The sequence below is a fragment of the Arsukibacterium sp. genome (assembly GCF_018402695.1).
Classification (GTDB): Bacteria; Pseudomonadota; Gammaproteobacteria; order Enterobacterales; family Alteromonadaceae; genus Alishewanella.
Genome location: NZ_JAGYIM010000023.1, coordinates 1 through 15,726 on the forward strand (window position 1 = coordinate 1; position 15,726 = coordinate 15,726).

Here is a 15,726-nt window from a genome sequence, read left to right on the forward strand (position 1 = left end):
GAAGCTTTGTTTATTCCGCCATCGAATCAACGCAAGACCTTGGTTTAGGTCGGCAAAACAGAAGGAAAACGTCTATGCAAATCAACTTAACGGGTCGTCATGTAGAAATTACCACTGCATTAAAAGAGTACGTAGACAATAAATTCGCCAAGCTGGAACGTCATTTTGATCACATTAACAATGTACATGTCATCCTAAACGTGGAAAAATTGAAACAAATTGCTGAAGCTAAGCTGCATTTAAACGGCGGTGAGGTTTTTGCTGCATCGGAAGATGAAAATATGTACGCGGCTATCGATCAGTTAATAGACAAGCTCGATAGGCAAGTTATTAAACATAAAGAAAAAGTGGCCCGACACTAAGTCAACTATGATCAACTTAAGCGCTATGCTAGCCGAGAACTGCACCAAGAGTGCAGTTCTTTTTAACAGCAAAAAACGAATTCTCGAATATATTGCCGAGCTGGCGCATCAGCGCTTACCCGAAATAAGCGAGTACACTATCCTTGAAGCGTTAATGACCCGTGAAAAGCTGGGTTCGACCGGTATTGGCGGGGGCATAGCCATTCCACATGGCAAGCTTAAAACGGTTACCCAGCCCATTCTGGTATTCGTGGTGACCAAAGATGCCATTGCTTTTGACGCTATCGATAATCAGGCGGTTGATATTTTCTGTGCCATCCTGATCCCGGAAGAACAGTGTCAGGCTCACTTAACGACCCTGGCCGGTATCGCCCGTTTGTTAAGCCAGAAAGAACTCACCCGGAAAATCAGGCATGCTGAGTCTGACGAGCATCTGTATGAGTTGATCATCGACGCCAGTGAGGTAATGAGCGCATCATGAAACTTTTGGTTGTCAGCGGTCGCTCAGGTTCCGGTAAGTCAGTCGCGTTAAGAGTATTAGAAGATCTCGGCTACTATTGTGTCGATAATATTCCGGTAAATTTGTTACCGACACTGGCAACGACGGTGATGGGCCAGTACGAGCGGGTTGCCGTCAGTATTGATGTTCGTAACTTGCCACAGGACCCGGATGAACTGGCAGATATTTTGTCCTATCTGCCGCGAAAATTAGACCTGACCATTCTGTATCTCGACGCTGACCATGCCAGTTTAATTAAACGCTTTAGTGAAACCCGGCGCTTGCACCCACTATCACATCAGGCCATGTCGCTGGATGAAGCGATTTCCCGCGAACAACAATTACTCGATCCTATTTCCAGCCGTGCCGATTTGTATATTGATACTACTGAGCTGAATGTCCACCAGTTAGCAGAACAACTGCGCGAGCGGATCCTTGGCCAGAAAACCGGCAGACTGGTGATGCTATTTGAATCATTCGGTTTTAAATATGGCATTCCCAAGGACGCTGATTTCGTTTTTGACGCCCGTTTTCTGCCTAATCCGCACTGGGAACCTGAATTAAAGCCGTTAACAGGGTTGGATCAGCCGGTAAAAGATTACCTGGCGTCGCAAGCCGTAGTGGCAAAATATACCTGGCAGATTAATAGCTTTATCAGTAGCTGGTTGCCGCACCTTGAGCGCAATAACCGCAGCTACCTGACTATTGCTATTGGCTGCACCGGCGGCCAGCATCGTTCAGTTTACATTGCTGAAAACCTGGCGGAAAGCTATCGCAGCCAGCGGGAAGATGTACAAATCAGGCACCGGGAGCTGGTACGCCATCATGGCCACTAAGCTTAGCCGCAATGTCACTATTGTTAATCAGCTTGGATTACATGCCAGAGCCGCAACTAAGTTAGCCCAGTTGTGCCAGCAGTTTGAATCACACATTGAATTAGTCTGTGAAGATAAAACAGCTGACGCCTGCAGTGTCCTGGCATTACTGATGCTGGCGAGCAGTAAAGGCAAAACCTTGCAGGTTACAGCACAGGGCAGCGATGCGCAGGCCGCACTAAATGCCGTTGTCTCCCTTATTGAACAAGGCTTTGGAGAGTAGCCACTGCAAGCCTAAGATCCCTTACTCCGTTTATTCTCTGGCATTGCCTTTTTTATATTCGGGCTGCCTTCCTGTTGTCCCTGCTTCAGTTCACGCTCGCCCCGGGTCCTATCAATTGCCTTTAGCTGGTGATGCAGTGCCGTTTTAATTAGCATATGCGCACTGATCGGGGCGGTAATCAGCAGAAAAATAGTAATAAGTAACTCATGGACACTAATGCTTTGCTGCAGACTGAAGTAGAAAATTGAGCCGAGTAATATACCGCCCATCCCCAACGTTGTGGCTTTAGTCGGACCATGCAGCCGCATAAAAAAGTCTGGCATCCGGCTTAAGCCAATGGAACCAATTAATACAAAACTACCGCCGAGAAACAGGAAAAACGCGACAGCCCACTCCATCCAATTATGCATTTCACTATTCCTATTCGATTATATCGCCGCGCAATAAAAACTTACAAACGGCAACGGTGCTGACAAAACCCAGCATCGCAATTAGCAGCGCCGCTTCAAAATACAACGGCGAGCCCATTAACAGCCCGTATAAGATAATCAGTGCGATACTGTTGATAAACATGGTGTCCAGTGCCAGGATCCGGTCTGGCAAACTTGGACCTATCAGCAGCCGCCATAAATTCAGCAGCAATGCCAGGCTGATCATGCCAAACACCAGAAATATGACATTCTCTAACATTGAAATATCTCCTTCAGCGGCGTTTCATAACGGCTTTTTATAGTAGCAATTAACTCTGCCTCATCTTCTAAATTCAGCACATGAATTAACAGCCAGCGCTGGGTTATTTCGCCGGCATTGGGTTCAGTGTCATGACACGGATAAACATCCGCGCTAACGGTTCCCGGGGTCATTGATACCGTGCTGGCCAGAATAGTAATCGGTAAATCATGCTGTAAGTCTAATGGCATCCGTACAAAAGCCGGGTTCAGCCTGCGCTGAGGCCCCAGGATCAGCACAGCAACCTGGGCATTGGCGGTGATGATATCGCCAAACACCCGTAAAATATAACGCAGCGCCAGTAATGGCCGCTCAATTAATGGCTGCGGATCCCGGAACTTGGCACTTATCCAGGGGATAATTAATGCCAGAATAGTACCAAAGAACAGATGAATCACAGCGACACTCTGATTCAATAACAGCCAGACCAGCAGCAACAGTAAGCTGCGATAGGGTGTAGGTAACCAGCTAAAACGTGGCGTTACTCTCATGGTTGTTCTCCAACAGGTGCCGCATCACCCAGAATGATTGCAATACTACCTTGAATATCACGCATTTGCTCAGCTGCAGCAAATGACAGCTCTGTCAGCGGTCCGGCAAAAACCACCATCAACGGTGCAGCCAGAAGCAACCAGCCTAAAGCAAAGGCTTGCAATGGTAATACCCGTTCCGGCCCAGCTTCATTGCCACTGACCCGCCAGAACAAAATGCTGCCGGCGCGAGATAAACCAATAAGTACCATTAAACTACTGACGAGCACCACAGACCACAGCAAAACCTGCTGCAAAGGTGAACTTGCTGCCTGCAGAATCATCAGCTTGCCGACGAAACCTGACAGCGGTGGCAAACCGGCGACTGCGACTGCCGCCGCCACAAACATGGTACCCAGCAAAGCCGGTTGGGCCATTCGCCGGCCCGGTACCAGTCGGTCACCGGCTTTACCCCGCTGGGCACCGATTAAATCAGCAAGTAAAAACAAGGCGCCGCACACTAAAGTGGAATGCACGGTGTAGAAAAGTACCGCTGAGGTGGCTGCTGAGTTTTGCAAAGCAACCAGGGTAACCAGAGTACCAACCGAAATAATAACCAGATTTGCCACCAGCTTTCTGAAATCCTGACTGGCCAGCACACCAATGGCACCAAGCATAATAGTGGCAAGGCCAAAGGGCCATAGCCAGTCAGACGCCATCCCGGCCAAGGGCCCGGCCTGCTCCCCAAAAATAGTGGTATAAACTCTTAGCAAGGCATAAATACCAATTTTAGTCATAACAGCAAACAGCGCAGCAACCGGCGGCGACGCTGCCGAATAGGTTGCCGGCAACCAGAACTGTAATGGTAAAATTGCCGCTTTCAGTGCAAATACAATTAACAGCAATAAGCCGCCGGATTTCACCAGCATAAGGTTTTCAGCTGGTAACTGCGCGACCTGAACCGCCATATCGGCAATATTCAGGGTGCCAAGGGTGCCGTACAAGATACCCAGCGAGAATAGAAATACTGCCGACCCCGCCAGATTAAGCACCACGTAGTGCACTGCCGCCTTGGTTTTGTTTTTACCACCGGCATGCACCAGTAACCCATAGGACGCAATCAGCAGCACTTCAAAAAACACAAACAGGTTAAATAAATCGCCGGTTAAGAAAGCCCCATTGATACCCATCAGTTGAAACTGAAATAATGGATGGAAAAACGAGCCCCTTTCATCCTCACCAGCGCTGCCATAGCAAATGGCGCCCAGCGCCAGTACCGATGTTAAACACACCATACTGACACTAAAAATATCCGCGACCAGAATAATCCCAAAAGGAGGCTGCCAGGCGCCTAATGCATAAAATGAAATGCCTTCCGCCTGCGTCTGCCACAACAGACACACGGTCAGTATCAGCAAAATGACGGTAGATATCATGCTGACCCAGCGCCGGCGCATTGGCGAGTAGTGAATAGGTGGCAGCATAATTAGCAGCGCAGTAAAAATTGGCAGTAAAATGGGCGCGATAATCAGATGCGACATTAACGGCTCTCCTTGCGACTACTTTCATTTTCCGGCAATTTGCCATCGACATGATCATTGCCCAAATCAGCGCGGGCCCGGATTGCCAGGATCACCAGATAAGCGGTCATCGCAAAGCCTATAACTATTGCGGTCAGTACCAGTGCCTGTGGCAGCGGATCAGCATAGGTTTCAGTCGTACCAAGCACCGCAGCGCCCTGTAATGTCAGGCGTCCTGATGAAAACAAAAATAGGTTAACGGCATACGCCAGCATGGTCAGCCCGACCACCACCGGGAAAGTGCGGCCTCGAAGTAGCAAAAACACGCCACAGGCGGTCAGGAAACCAATACAACCTGCAAGTAAGCTTTCCATTAAATGGTCTCCGTATGCACTGGCCGGTGGCTGGTGGTCATCTTACCCAGGCTGGCCAGGATCAGCAGGGTCGACCCAACTACTGTGATATAAACCCCGGCATCAAACGCAATGGCGCTGGCCAGCTCAATTTTACCCAGTAGCGGGATATCAAAATAATCAAACCAGGATGTTAAAAACGGCTTATTGAACAGCCAGCTGGCGACACCGGTAATTAATGCCACCATCAGACCAACCGCCACCACCCGCTGATACTCAATATTCATCCGGCTTTTTACCCATTCCACGCCATGGGCAATATATTGCAAAATTAACGCCACAGCCGTTACCAGGCCGGCAATAAAACCGCCACCGGGTAAATTGTGGCCGCGGAAGAAGATAAATACCGAAACCATCAGGGCCAGCGGCAATAAGCTCTGAGAAACCGTGGCCAGCAACACCGGATGACGCTCCAGCGCCCAGGGCCGCCCTTCCCCATCACTGCTTGGCTTAAACACCGGAATACGGGTCAGTAGTTTAAATATACCCAGCGACGCAATACCCAACACCGCAATTTCACCAAAGGTATCAAAACCCCGGAAGTCGACCAGAATAACGTTGACCACGTTAGTACCACCACCGCCGGTTTTCGCATTAGCCAGGAAATAATCTGAAATGGTATTAAAGGGCCGGGTCATAATGGCATAGCTGATGCTGCCAATAACGACCCCCACCATACTTGCCAGACCAATATCCCTAATCACCCGGGTTGGACTGGATTGCTTCGGTGTTTTATGGGGTAAGAAAAATAGCGCCAGCATTAACAGAATAATAGTAACAACTTCTACCGACAGCTGGGTTAACGCCAGATCAGGCGCTGAAAAACGGGTAAAGGCAATGGATACCATTAACCCCACCACCGAAATCATCAACAGCGCCACCACCCGCTGCCGGTGAAAAACCACGGTAGCAAAGGCACTGATTAACAACATCGCGGCACCGGCGGCGTATTAACGGCATCGGCAACCGGCAGTTCAGGACGACCACCCAAACAGCGTGTCAGGTTGCCAGTGGCAGTGACCCGCCAACACTACTATGCACATCACGTAAAAACACCAGATATCGCTGCAATGAGCCATTATCCAGCCAGCTGTAGATTTGCTGACAACGCTTAGCCAGTACTTTCATGGCCGCCTCAAAAGTATTGATGGCATCAACCCCGGGCAAGGTATTCTGAAAATCGAATAAGTGCTTACGGTTAATGTAAATTAATGCACCACCGGCCAGTGCCACTACACTCATTAGCAATGGCAGGTTCAGACCATGCCAGATAGCCAGGCTGTACTCAGGTACAGCCGTCCCTAATACTGCCAGCGACGCAGCATGCAGCAAATCGCCGACGATATAACCCGGTGCAACCCCGACCAGAATGCAGAGCACCACTAATACTTCAACCGGCATCCGCATATAGCGAGGAGGCTCATGCGGGGTTTTTGTCAGCCCCTTTGGCTTACCATTAAAAAACACATCATGGATAAAACGCATGGAATAAGCGACGGAGAAAATGGCTGCCACTGTTGCCAGTACCGGAATTATCCACGACAACGAGCCCAGTAAGTGCTGATGCAGGGTTTCAGCAAAAAACATTTCTTTTGACAGGAAGCCATTCAGTAAAGGCACCCCCGCCATCGCCGCAGCAGCGACCATGGCCAGCGTGGCGGTAATCGGCATAAAGTGCCACAGGCCGTTTAATTTGCGCATATCGCGCGAGCCTGATTCGTGATCGATAATTCCGGCTGCCATAAACAACGAGGCTTTAAAGGTGGCATGGTTAATAATATGAAACACCCCGGCCACTGCCGCCAAATCAGTCCCCATCCCAAATAACAAGGTAATTAACCCCAGGTGGCTGATAGTAGAGTAAGCCAGCAAGCCTTTCAGGTCGTGTTTAAACAACGCCAGATAGGCGCCGACTAACAGCGTCGTTAAGCCGGTAATACTGACCAGCAAGAACCATAAATCGGTGCCGGCCATTGCCGGATAAAATCGCGCCAGCAAAAATATACCGGCTTTAACCATGGTCGCTGAGTGTAAGTAAGCACTTACCGGGGTAGGTGCGGCCATAGCATTAGGTAACCAGAAGTGAAAGGGAAACTGTGCTGATTTGGTAAAACAACCCAGTAAAAACAGCACCAGAACCAGCGGGTACCAGCCATGCTGCTGTATAACCTGACCGCTGGCCAGAATAACATCCAGATCATAACTGCCGGTGATTTGCCCCAGCAACAACAATGCCGCCAATAGACACAAACCACCAGCGCCGGTAACGGTTAGAGCCATTCTGGCACCCCGCCTCGCTTCCGATTTATGCCACCAGTAACTGATCAGTAAAAATGAACTGATGCTGGTAAGTTCCCAGAACAACCACAGCTGTAACACATTATTAGACAAGACAATACCCATCATTGCGGTCATAAACAGCATCAGATAGGCATAAAACCGGGGCATAGAGTCTTGTTCAGATAGATAGTAGCGGGCGTATAAAATGATCAGTAAACCAATGCCCAGGATCAGCAAACTGAATAAAAAGGCCAGGCCATCCAGCCGGATACTGACATCTAATCCCAGTAAGGGTATCCAGCCCAGGGTATAGCGCAAACTCTCACCAGCAAATACAGCACTGCCGTGATACAGCAATATCATCAGCGCGATAGCGGGCGGAATGGCGGTTGCCATGGCACAGGCACTGCGTCGCCAGTTGGCGGTTAATACCGGCACCAGGGTACCCAGCAGGGGAAGTAATAGTATCCATAACAATGTCATAGCGTCGTTGCTTCCTTTACAAAAAGGCCAAATTCTGAAAAAAACTGCAATTTGTGGCCTGCAGGTTAAGCGTACTGCCTGTCATCAACCTGACCAGAGTGCAACCGCCTGAAAAATGAAACCGGGTTGCTACCGGCAGTGAATCAAAACTTAATAGGATTTTTAGCAATATTTATACCGGTAAGTAGCCGGAATGTCTATTAAAGTCGGTGTGGCAGCCGCTGAAATACCGGCAAAATTTTTTTAACGGTTGCGCTTTTTTTAATTCAAAAAAGGGCCTGAATAGGTTATTACTAGGATCTTAACTTTTATCAGGATAATGCTATGTCACTCATGTCGGTACAACAGGTTGCTGAGTTTCTTGGAATCCCGGACATTCGGGTCGAAAGATTAGCCAGAGAGAATTTGCTGGTTGCTACAGAGCAGGACGAAAGTGGCAAGCCACTATTTAATGAAGATGATGTCAAACGTTATAAAGTACTGGCAGAGCGGTTAGGAGGTTTGTAGTTGCAACTGCTGGATTAGCTGCTGTTGCCAGTGCCGGCTTAGTGCCTGGCACCCGGGCAGTTTTTCTGACAGATGCAGATACCACAACCAGCAAAAACCGCAGAAGACGATTTTGGCCAACGCCAGTTTGGTCTTAAGCTGTGCTGAGCTTGCAATACCGTTGGTTCTTTGTTGCCGGTAGGCTACCAGCAAGCTTTGCTCCGACACGTCAGACAACTGAAAATTCAAAGATATCGCAGCCAAATCAAGACAACTGTCTGCCAGCTGCGCGTATTCAAAGTCCAGTAACCAGAGTGCATCATTTGCCCACAGCATATTGCCGGCATGCAAATCCAAATGGCATAACACCAGGTCATCTGTAAAAGACTGATATTCCTTTGCTATTTCAAGTAATTGTTCAAATAACACTTCATCGGCACGCGCAAAAGAATGGCTGAGATGCTGAACTGACTGAACTAGGTACTGAACTGGTTGTAAAACCGCTGTCTGGACAGGCAATTGGTGTAACCTTGCCAGAGTCGCAGCCAGCAATGGGACCCTTTGTCCGGTGAACTCAAAGGCACGGCCATCTGTAATAAACTCGCTTATCAGCACCTGCAAATGATTATTCAGACAAAGGGGCGCTGGCGCAATACCCGCTACCGCCGCCGCATGCTGACACCGCAACTCCTGCTGGCGGCACACGCCGCTGCTGCTGGCAGGATAACGTCGCACGGCATAACTGCCCCGACATGTTTCCACCCGGTAGTTAAGATTGAGATCACCATTGGACAGTGCTGAAATGGCATGCGGCGGATGGCCGGCAAAAAACTCCAGATGCCGGCACAGCGCAGTTATCTGCCTGGCACCGCCAGTTGCGGCTGCTGCTGGTAATTTGCCCGCCATATAAAATATCCCGCTAACGCAATAATGGTATACAGCATAAACAACAGGGTCAGAAAATACAGATGTTTTTGGGCATAAACATAAATTGAGATTGCATCAATTACTACCCAGTACAACCAGTTCGACACCAGTTTACGGGCAACCAGCCAGGTAGCCATCACACTGAACACTGTGGTCTGCGCATCCAGATAGGCAAAATCAGCATGGGTATAATTTGCCATCAGGTATCCCAGCAGTAAACCAACAGCGCCGGTAACCGCAATTAACTGTAAATGCCGGCGCCAGGGCCATTCAGATACCGTATTATGGCCCTGATGCTGCTGCTTAAGCTGTTGCCAGCGCCACCAGCCATACATTGCCATCGCGGCATAGTACAGTTGCAGCAAGGCGTCGGACAACAACGCCGAATCCCACATTATATGGGTAAACAATATCGTGCTCAGTAAGGCCGCTGGCCAACACCACAGGCTCTGACGCAGGGCCAGTATCACATAGGCCAACGCCAGCAACGTTGCCAGCAACTCCAGGCTATGCATTAACTGCCATTCATCCAGCGCATTACTGAGCCACACCATCATGGCTGTAAATCACCATGAATAAACTTACAGACAAACACCACCTTACCGTATTGGGCAAAAGACGCCTTAATACAGCTTTGCAGGGCCTGCATTACCTCATCATAATCGCCAAATATCTGAGTGCTCATAGTATTGGTGATCACCCGGATATCCGGATACTGATTCAGCTGCTCAATAAAACCCTTTATCGGGCCGATATAGTCTTCGGCCAGTGGGTATTTACTGATTTCTACTGATAATTTCATAACAACTCCTGTTACGTAGTCGTAAAATTAAAATTGGTAGCTGGCACTAAGCCCTATCCGGCGCGGTTCGGCAAACTGCTCATATAAATGCGGCTCGTAGCCGTCACGCGGATCATTGCCAAAGTAGAAGCCACGCACACCGACATCCTGATCGAGCACATTGCGGCTCCATACTGCCAGCTGCCATTGCTGCATCTGGTAACTTAGCCGCAGGTTTAGCAGCTCATAGCGGCTGGAGCGTTGATTGTGACCATCAGAATAGTAATAGCTGTCTTTACCCTGCAGGCCAACATTGAATGTCAGCTCGTCGCTCAGGTACCAGTCTGCCGCCACATTGTAGCCAAAGCGTGGCGCCTGGGCCTGCTCACGGCCACTGAAATCATCGCCATCAATAGTGACATAGTTACCCAGTTTGGTTTTCAGCCAGCTGGCGTTTATTATCAGCGCCAATTGTGGATTGACTTGCAAGCGGCTTTCAACTTCAACACCGTAATTCCGGCCACTACCGGCATTATCAATAAAGCCGGCAAATTGCGGCCCACTGTCAGGGTTTAACCAGCCTTTTACCTGCATATCCTCGCGCCACATGTAAAATGCGGCAACCCGGGTTACCAGGCTCTGATCCAGTGCCGTGCCTTTTACCCCAAACTCGGCGTTGTACAGGGTTTCCGGGGCAAAGCTGGCTTTGCTAAGCAACTCAGTTAAGTTGTCATCAGCGGCTTTGGCCAGAGCATCACCGTTAACCCCACCCGCTTTATAGCCCCGTGATGCAAGCAGATAAATCAGGGCCTGAGCGTTAGGCTGATAATTCAGGCTTAGTTTTGCGCCCCACATGGTGTCACTGTTATCGATCCGGTTGGTACTGCTATCGCTGTATTCATCTTCATAACGTTCTAAGCGCAGACCAGACACCAGCGTTAACCTCTCAGTGAGCGGGGTGCTCAGCTCGGTATACAATGCCAGGTTACTGCGACTAAGCGCACTGGCAAAGCTATCGGCCTGCCATAAATCCCAGTTCCAGAACTGACGAGTCAGATCAAATTCTTTGCTGGCGGCATAAATGCCCAACACCCAGTCGCTTTCGCCAAGCCGACCGGCATCGGTAGAAACTAACCGGTAGTCCAGGGTTAACTGCTCACGATCACGCAAATAGCGATCAGTCGTTGAATACTCATCCGGGTGCAAGCCAACATAGCTCCAGTCCTCATCAAAACCGTAATCTGAGGCGGCATCCAGCCAGCTAAGCTGGCCCTGTAATCTGGCGAAGGGTAAACCACGGTAATCTGCCTGCAGCGCCAGCGCCTTACTACGCAATTTATCCTGGCCGGGCTGATCAGACAGCGTGGTACGGTCTCTGTCCAGCGAAAACGCGTCATAGCCATTATCCTGGTCAACAAAGTGGCTAACCAGTTGCAGCTTTAGCGTGTCGGTTGGCTGATAAGCTAATTTAAAACGTCCGGTTAACTCGTCAATATTGTTAGTATCGTCCCGATCAAGAAAGCGGTTTTCAATAAAGCCATCAGACACCTGCTGCTCCAGCGACAAGCTGTAACCCCATTGTGAATTGATGGCATTACTGAACTGACCAGCCAGTTGATAGCTGTCGTAATTGGCGACAGTCAGGCTGGCTTTACCCTCTGCCCTCTCGGTGGGGCCCTTTGTAGTCAGGTTCAGCATGCCGGCCAGCGCATTGGCGCCAAAGCGGGTGGCCTCGGGGCCCCGAAATACTTCAAACTGGGCAATATCACTTATACCGCTAATCCCCAACCCGGAATAATCAATGCCATCTATCAGAATACCGACCGAGGGGTTAATGGTATCGACAAACTCACTGCGCTCGCCAATACCGCGCACCTGAATATAGCGGCCACGCGATGCACCTGCGCTGTAGTTAATATTAGCAAACTGGTTTAGCAGCTCATCAAGATGTTGCACCGACTGGCGTTGCAAATCCTGTTCGGTAACCACAGACAGACTGCCGGCAAGCTGGCCTGCGCTTTGCTGGCGTAAGTCACCCTGCACCGTAATACGCTCAATAGTAGCAGCAGTTTGGGAATTGTCGGCCAAAGCAACGTTACTGGCAGCCAACGCTGCAAATACTGCTGAGGTAACTAGAGATGGGGAAAAACGCATTGTCGTATGACACTCCATTTAATAAAACAGAGATCACACCAGCTTGAGGAGTTAGCACCATCCCTCCGCCGGCATAATCCGGATCAGGTTCTAAGGGTTTGCCCGTAAGCATCTCAGCATCTGCACTCACTTCTAAATAAGCGCAGTTGCACCCCTTGGTTGCGGCGCAAGTGTAAAGCTTTTCATCTGGCGGAGCAAGCCGGCTGCTTAACACTTCATCGCATTTACGAAACGGCAGCTATACTCATTATCAGCCTCAATGCTTCATATGAGGCTTATCCAGGAGCAAAGCAATGAGCAGAGATACCGCACCGGAGCATCTGCACCCGGTTTTCCGGCACAAAGTTGAGTTGTTGTTGCAGGATCTGGCACATGCCAGCTTGCCTTTTCAGGTCTTTGAAGGTTTTCGCTCGCCCCAGCGTCAGCGTGAACTCTATAGTCAGGGCCGCAGCAAACCTGGCCCCCGGGTCACCAACGCCGATGCCTGGCGTTCCCTGCATCAATACGGTGTTGCCGCAGATTTTGTATTGTATATCGATGGCAGATGGAGCTGGGATGACAGCGGCGAGCGCAAAAAATGGTGGCAGCAGTTACATCAACTGGCCGCTAAACATGGCCTGCAGCCGCTTAGCTGGGAGCTGCCGCATTTACAGATGCAGGACCTTAAGCTTACTCAGCTGCAAGCTGGTAATTATCCGGTCGGCGGTGACAGTAGCTGGGCCGAAAACCTGCAGCAGGCTATCAGTAATTGGCAGGGCTTACCCCCAGCGCCACCATTACCCCCAGGCCTGCCAGCCCGGCCCCCCTTACCGCCCGAAGCTTCTGCTGATAACACTTATGCTGTGCTGTCGCCCGGCCATTGCGTTGTACAAGCCCGAGTTACCGCGCGTGACGGTCTGCGGCTGCGGGCCGGACCGGGCACCGGCTTTGAAATTAAAACAACCTTAGCCTGCAATCAGCAGGTTTTCGTGCTTAGCCAAATTGGGGAATGGAGCCAGATAGACTTGCAAGGCGATGGCCTGGCAGATGGTTATTGCCATAGTGGTTTTTTGGCTACAGGCTAAAACCGAGGGCAGTTTCTGGGATTAACCGCTGTTGCTTGCAGCCTAAGAGTATGCAAGCCCGACTCTTTGCAGCTGCTTAAAACGATATATAGGTAAAATGGCCGCTCGTCCCATATAAAACTAAAAACCAAAAACTAAAAAAGCCCGATATGTCAGGCTTTTAAATAGGGAAAGATTCTGAAATTAACTGTCGTGATAACCTAAAAACTGTTATCAGAAACGGAAAGTTGCAGTAACAAAATTTGTGTCATCAACATTTAAGTATGACAAAGACAACTTTTTAAAATCGATACCCACACCAAAACCTGCTTCAGTGCTTGAATCTGACTCACTCATGCCAAAGCCACTGGCTTTAACGCGGCCATTGAACACCCCTAACCGGGCATGCAGCTCAACTGAATCGTTTAGTTTAATAGTTGGACGGTAGGCTGCACCAATTAATGATTGCAGTTTTACATCAACACCATATAACTTGTCAGAATTTAAACCAATAATGGCTAATGCTTCTACTTTATGTGCGAACTTTTCTGTGGCTTGTAGCGTAGTTCCTATCACACCAGTCGCCCCAAAATGACTGATACTTTCACTTTCAATATCTGCCGATATTTGTGTTGCACCCAGTTCAAAATACATCTCAGCCTGGGCAGCGCCGGCAAAAGCAGCTGTTGTTAAGACTGAAGCCAAAGCTATTTTTTTTACTACATTGCGCATATAACCTCCTTTAAAATGCATCGCGAGTTTACATGCAGGGTGGTTATTTGCAACGATAATTTATTAGTTGTAAAGATGAAAATTCTTGCTTTAACTAATTCAATATTACCTGCAAAAATCATAACCCCAGATACCAGGTGGCGATGGAGAAATACAACACCACGCCGGCGACGTCGGCAATAGAGGTAATTAACGGGCCGCTGGCGGTGGCTGGGTCGAGTTTTAAGCGGCTGAGTAAAAAGGGTAACGATAAGCCGACCAAACTGCCGACCATCACCACCAGCATCATGGTGGCGGCTACTACTATGGCAATATCATAACCACCACGCCACCAGCCGAGCCAAACTACGGCAAATGACATGGTTAAGCCGAGTAAACCGGCTACCAGGCACTCTTTGGCCAACAGCGAGCCCCAGTCGCGTAATTTAACATCGCCGGTTGCTAGGGCCCGCACCATCAATGTACCTGACTGAGCGCCGGCGTTGCCACTACTGGCAATCAACAGTGGCAGGAAAAACAATAAGGCCAGATAGCTGGCAATGGTCTGTTCAAAATAAGCGATGCCGGCGCCAGAGAAAATATTGCCAAATACCAGCACTACCAGCCAGAACACCCGTTTGCGGTATAACAGGCCAATGCTGGCATCTTTAACATTGCCCTCCAGCTTGCCTATAGTGGCGGTTTTATGAAAATCTTCAGTCGCCTCTTCTGCCGCAACATCCATCGCATCATCGTAAGTGACAATACCGACCATCTGCTGTTCCGCGTTCAGAATAGGCAACGCCAGTAAGTCATATTTCGCCACCATCGCCGCGACCTGCTCCTGTTTCATCGCCACAGTGGCATAAATAGGGTCATGATTCATCAGCTCGTCCACCAGCATGGTAGCTGGGGCCAGAATGAGCTCGCGGAGTGACACCACACCAATCAGTTTACGGTCACTGTTAACCACATAAGCGGAATAAATGGTTTCTTTATCGGGTGCTTCGCGGCGCAATACATCGAGCGCATCCCGTACGTTAATATCCGGTGCCAGTATCGCGTAATCCGATGTCATAATAGCGCCGGCGGTGCCTTCCTGATGACTGGATAACCGCAGTAAGTCCTCGCGCTCTGCCTGTGCCAGAGCCGGTAACAAGGTTTCACGCTGCTCGGCGTTTAAGCGGTTAAACAGATCGGCTCGTTCATCAGATGACATTTGACGGATTATCGGTGCCAGCTTGCGCCGGCTTACCTGGATAGCCAACGCAACCTGCGCTTCTGCCGGTAAGTATCCAAACACCTCTGCCTGCTCTGCCCGGCGCAGTGCCGCCAGCAGTATCCATAAGTGCTCAAGGGAAAATTCGGTAATCGCCGCGGCGTAATCGGCAGGATGGACATCTTCCAGCTGGTCCTGCAGTAACTGCACCGTATTATTTTCCAGCGCTGAGCGCAGCCGGTTTATCAGTACAGGTAACTCCATAACACCCTCTTAACTCTGGTCTGGCGTCAATATTGCTATCTCCTGCGAATTACAGGGTAAGCTTATTAAGCGTAATTTCATAAAGCAGCCGGCATACTGGCTGCAGGCTTATGCAGGGAACTGAAACCATGATACCCCGAGCTGACACAGCCCACCATTGCTAGTTTAAGCAAAATAACATATTGCTTATTAAGCAGAATTTAACCATCATTTTAAAATCTGCTGCCCGGGATAACAAGCGGGGCATCGAAAAAATTAACATTATACTCACCTGTGCTCTGCTACTA

General features: G+C 49.5%; 19 protein-coding genes and 1 riboswitch. Of the genes, 6 read left to right on the forward strand and 13 right to left on the reverse strand.

Translation table 11 applies throughout. The features are described 5' to 3' along the window. Positions 1-74 precede the first annotated feature (74 nt). The 4 genes from hpf to KG631_RS15055 are packed head-to-tail and all read left to right on the forward strand — an operon-like array spanning position 75 to position 1,959. Positions 75-362 carry a ribosome hibernation promoting factor gene (hpf, locus tag KG631_RS15040; protein ID WP_019675250.1) on the forward strand — a complete coding sequence of 96 codons (288 nt, stop codon included), beginning with the start codon at positions 75-77 and terminating at the stop codon, positions 360-362. 7 nt (positions 363-369) lie between these two features. Continuing rightward, complete coding sequence (gene ptsN, locus KG631_RS15045; protein ID WP_097112363.1) at positions 370-843, forward strand: PTS IIA-like nitrogen regulatory protein PtsN; 474 nt, start codon at positions 370-372, stop codon at positions 841-843. Beyond that, entirely contained in the window at positions 840-1,697 is an 858-nt protein-coding gene (gene rapZ, locus KG631_RS15050; protein WP_213995739.1) for an RNase adapter RapZ, read from the forward strand. Before ptsN ends, rapZ begins: the two co-directional genes overlap by 4 nt. Further along, positions 1,687-1,959, forward strand: coding sequence for an HPr family phosphocarrier protein (locus tag KG631_RS15055; RefSeq protein WP_213995738.1), 273 nt, complete (start codon positions 1,687-1,689; stop codon positions 1,957-1,959). The genes rapZ and KG631_RS15055 overlap by 11 nt, the downstream gene beginning before the upstream one ends. Positions 1,960-1,970: 11 nt before the next feature. On the opposite strand, the gene KG631_RS15060 is transcribed toward KG631_RS15055, so the two are convergent. The 7 genes from KG631_RS15060 to KG631_RS15090 all read right to left on the reverse strand — a co-directional run bounded on the left by KG631_RS15060 (position 1,971) and on the right by KG631_RS15090 (position 7,854). Next, entirely contained in the window at positions 1,971-2,369 is a 399-nt protein-coding gene (locus tag KG631_RS15060; RefSeq protein ID WP_213995737.1) for a Na+/H+ antiporter subunit G, read from the reverse strand. A gap of 10 nt (positions 2,370-2,379) precedes the next feature. Next, positions 2,380-2,649 (reverse strand): K+/H+ antiporter subunit F, encoded by a 270-nt coding sequence (locus tag KG631_RS15065; protein WP_097112359.1) that lies wholly within the window; start codon positions 2,647-2,649, stop codon positions 2,380-2,382. After that, positions 2,643-3,179: a Na+/H+ antiporter subunit E gene (locus KG631_RS15070; RefSeq protein WP_213995736.1), complete on the reverse strand. Its 537-nt coding sequence runs from the start codon at positions 3,177-3,179 to the stop codon at positions 2,643-2,645. Before KG631_RS15070 ends, KG631_RS15065 begins: the two co-directional genes overlap by 7 nt. Further along, positions 3,176-4,699 (reverse strand): monovalent cation/H+ antiporter subunit D, encoded by a 1,524-nt coding sequence (locus tag KG631_RS15075; RefSeq protein ID WP_213995735.1) that lies wholly within the window; start codon positions 4,697-4,699, stop codon positions 3,176-3,178. The genes KG631_RS15070 and KG631_RS15075 overlap by 4 nt, the downstream gene beginning before the upstream one ends. Next, positions 4,699-5,052, reverse strand: a complete 354-nt coding sequence (locus tag KG631_RS15080; protein ID WP_214000507.1) for a Na+/H+ antiporter subunit C — start codon at positions 5,050-5,052, stop codon at positions 4,699-4,701. Before KG631_RS15080 ends, KG631_RS15075 begins: the two co-directional genes overlap by 1 nt. Further along, positions 5,052-6,023 carry a hydrogen gas-evolving membrane-bound hydrogenase subunit E gene (gene mbhE, locus KG631_RS15085; RefSeq protein WP_214000508.1) on the reverse strand — a complete coding sequence of 324 codons (972 nt, stop codon included), beginning with the start codon at positions 6,021-6,023 and terminating at the stop codon, positions 5,052-5,054. The genes KG631_RS15080 and mbhE overlap by 1 nt, the downstream gene beginning before the upstream one ends. A 67-nt stretch (positions 6,024-6,090) precedes the next feature. Continuing rightward, complete coding sequence (locus KG631_RS15090) at positions 6,091-7,854, reverse strand: proton-conducting transporter membrane subunit (protein ID WP_214000509.1); 1,764 nt, start codon at positions 7,852-7,854, stop codon at positions 6,091-6,093. A gap of 324 nt (positions 7,855-8,178) precedes the next feature. On the opposite strand from KG631_RS15090, the gene KG631_RS15095 reads away from it, so the two are divergent. Next, the gene (locus KG631_RS15095) at positions 8,179-8,361 is read left to right on the forward strand and encodes a helix-turn-helix domain-containing protein (protein ID WP_097112354.1); all 183 of its coding nucleotides are present in this window, start codon (positions 8,179-8,181) and stop codon (positions 8,359-8,361) included. Here KG631_RS15095 and KG631_RS15100 read toward each other — a convergent pair. The 4 genes from KG631_RS15100 to KG631_RS15115 are packed head-to-tail and all read right to left on the reverse strand — an operon-like array spanning position 8,347 to position 12,202. Next, a complete protein-coding gene (locus tag KG631_RS15100; RefSeq protein ID WP_214000510.1) occupies positions 8,347-9,246 on the reverse strand; it encodes a phosphotransferase in 900 nt (299 codons plus the stop codon). The two genes, KG631_RS15095 and KG631_RS15100, sit on opposite strands and share 15 nt — an antisense overlap. Continuing rightward, positions 9,195-9,824: a nicotinamide riboside transporter PnuC gene (gene pnuC / locus KG631_RS15105; protein ID WP_214000511.1), complete on the reverse strand. Its 630-nt coding sequence runs from the start codon at positions 9,822-9,824 to the stop codon at positions 9,195-9,197. Before pnuC ends, KG631_RS15100 begins: the two co-directional genes overlap by 52 nt. Next, on the reverse strand, positions 9,821-10,069 hold the full coding sequence (locus tag KG631_RS15110; RefSeq protein ID WP_214000512.1) for a YkoF family thiamine/hydroxymethylpyrimidine-binding protein: 249 nt from the start codon (positions 10,067-10,069) through the stop codon (positions 9,821-9,823). Before KG631_RS15110 ends, pnuC begins: the two co-directional genes overlap by 4 nt. Positions 10,070-10,096: 27 nt before the next feature. Beyond that, positions 10,097-12,202: a TonB-dependent receptor gene (locus KG631_RS15115; protein WP_214000513.1), complete on the reverse strand. Its 2,106-nt coding sequence runs from the start codon at positions 12,200-12,202 to the stop codon at positions 10,097-10,099. 43 nt (positions 12,203-12,245) lie between these two features. Then, positions 12,246-12,368, reverse strand: a riboswitch (TPP riboswitch). Positions 12,369-12,495: 127 nt separating this feature from the next. Here KG631_RS15115 and KG631_RS15120 point away from each other — a divergent pair. After that, complete coding sequence (locus KG631_RS15120; RefSeq protein WP_214000514.1) at positions 12,496-13,266, forward strand: M15 family metallopeptidase; 771 nt, start codon at positions 12,496-12,498, stop codon at positions 13,264-13,266. Positions 13,267-13,479: 213 nt separating this feature from the next. Here KG631_RS15120 and KG631_RS15125 read toward each other — a convergent pair whose 3' ends face one another. Both KG631_RS15125 and mgtE read right to left on the reverse strand, forming a co-directional pair. Continuing rightward, positions 13,480-13,977 carry an outer membrane beta-barrel protein gene (locus KG631_RS15125; RefSeq protein WP_214000515.1) on the reverse strand — a complete coding sequence of 166 codons (498 nt, stop codon included), beginning with the start codon at positions 13,975-13,977 and terminating at the stop codon, positions 13,480-13,482. A 118-nt stretch (positions 13,978-14,095) separates the two neighbouring features. Beyond that, on the reverse strand, positions 14,096-15,439 hold the full coding sequence (mgtE, locus tag KG631_RS15130) for a magnesium transporter (RefSeq protein WP_214000516.1): 1,344 nt from the start codon (positions 15,437-15,439) through the stop codon (positions 14,096-14,098). Between the last annotated feature and the right edge of the window lie 287 nt (positions 15,440-15,726).